This window comes from Streptomyces sp. NPDC058964, assembly GCF_042741275.1.
Lineage (GTDB): Bacteria > Actinomycetota > Actinomycetes > Streptomycetales > Streptomycetaceae > Streptomyces.
Genome location: NZ_JBHYKH010000806.1, coordinates 948 through 2,626, shown reverse-complemented (window position 1 = coordinate 2,626; position 1,679 = coordinate 948). Strand labels below are relative to the sequence as shown.

Sequence of the window (1,679 nt, the reverse complement as noted above, 5' to 3'; positions counted from 1 at the left end):
ACCCCCTGGTTTGTTCCTTGTCTGGGGGGCTGGGTTTTGTTTATACGAGACTGGGGTTTCGCTGGCCCCGCGGGGCGCCCGGCTGTGAGACTGCCCGCATGGACGGGTACGGGGGAAGGCGCACCAAGGCCGAGCGGGACGCGGCGACGGTCGAGGTGGGATACGCGCTGGTGAGCGCGGGTTTCGCGGCGGCGGTGGTCTTCGGGGCCGTCGGCGGACCGGCGTTGCTCTTCGACCTGCCGGACCTGCTGTCCGCACTGCTGCTCCGCTCGGGTCTGGCGCTGGCGGCCGTCGTTGGCGTCGCGCGGGTCGTGTCCGTGCTGGTCCGCTTCCGCCGGGGGGCTCAGCCCAGCCAGCCGGGCCGCACCAGCCCCGACTCATAGGCCAGCACCACGAGTTGGGCCCGGTCTCGGGCCCCCAGCTTCACCATCGTCCGGCTCACATGGGTCTTGGCGGTCAGCGGGCTGACGACCAGGCGGCGGGCGATCTCCTCGTTGGACAGGCCGATGCCGACCAGGGCCATCACCTCCCGTTCCCGCTCGGTGAGCTGGGCGAGGGCGTCGGCGGCCGCGGGTTCCTTGGAACGGGCGGCGAACTCGGCGATCAGGCGGCGGGTCACGCCCGGTGAGAGCAGCGCGGCGCCCTCGACCACCGCCCGTACCGCGCGCAGGAGTTCGTCCGGCTCGGTGTCCTTCACCAGGAAGCCGGAGGCGCCCGAACGGATCGCCTCGAAGACGTACTCGTCGAGTTCGAAGGTGGTGAGCATGACCACCTTCACGTCCTTCAGCCCGGCCGAACCGGTGATCCGCCGGGTCGCGGCCAGTCCGTCGAGGAGGGGCATGCGGATGTCCATCAGGACGACGTCGGGGCGCAGTTCGCGCACCTCGCGCACGGCCTCCTCACCATCGGCCGCCTCGCCCACCACCTCGATGTCCGGCTGTGCGTCCAGCAGCGCCTTGAAGCCGGCCCGCACCAGTGACTGGTCGTCGGCGAGCAGTACACGGATCACCGGTCCTCCTTGACCTTCGACGGCAGCACGGCGAGCACCCGGAAGCCCCCGTCGGGGCGCGGGCCCGCCTCGATCGTGCCACCCAGCGCGGCGGCCCGTTCCCGCATGCCCGCCAGCCCGTTCCCGCTGCCGCCCGCCTCCGCACCGTTGGCGGGCCCGTCGTCGTCGATCCGCAGACGCAGCGCGCCGCCGTCGTCGTCCTCGAAGCACACGCGCGCGTGCCGCGAGCCCGAATGGCGTACGACATTGGTCAGGGCCTCCTGGACGATACGGAAGGCCGCGAGGCCGGCGCCCGGCGGCAGGCTCGGCGGCGCGCCCTCGACGTCCACCGTGAGGCCTGCGCCCGCCGCCTGCTCCACAAGTTCCGGCAGCCGGTCCAGACCGGGCGCGGGGGCACGCGGTGCGGCACCGGGGGCGCGCAGGGTGTCCAGGACCTGGCGCACCTCCCCGAGCGCCTCCTTGCTGGCGGCCTTGATGGTGGTGAGGGCGGTCCGGGCCTGCTCCGGATCGGTGTCGAGGAGCGCGAGGCCGACCCCTGCCTGCACGTTGATGACGGAGATGCTGTGTGCCAGGACGTCGTGCAGCTCGCGGGCGATGCGCAGGCGCTCCTCGTCCGCGCGGCGGCGGGGGGGGCGCGGGGGGGGGGGCGCGACCCGCGCCCCCCCGCGAC

Annotated in this window: 3 protein-coding genes; 1 reads left to right on the top strand and 2 read right to left on the bottom strand. The window is 73.5% G+C overall.

The features are described from left to right. The first annotated feature begins 98 nt into the window (after positions 1-98). A complete protein-coding gene (locus tag ACFW2E_RS45010; RefSeq protein WP_384477454.1) occupies positions 99-383 on the top strand; it encodes a DUF6332 family protein in 285 nt (94 codons plus the stop codon). Here the strand turns inward: ACFW2E_RS45010 and ACFW2E_RS45005 are convergent. Next, a complete protein-coding gene (locus ACFW2E_RS45005; RefSeq protein ID WP_384477451.1) occupies positions 344-1,009 on the bottom strand; it encodes a response regulator in 666 nt (221 codons plus the stop codon). The two genes, ACFW2E_RS45010 and ACFW2E_RS45005, sit on opposite strands and share 40 nt — an antisense overlap. Beyond that, on the bottom strand, positions 1,006-1,679 hold a 674-nt coding region (locus ACFW2E_RS45000), incomplete at its 5' end, for a sensor histidine kinase (RefSeq protein ID WP_384477449.1). The genes ACFW2E_RS45000 and ACFW2E_RS45005, both read right to left, overlap by 4 nt.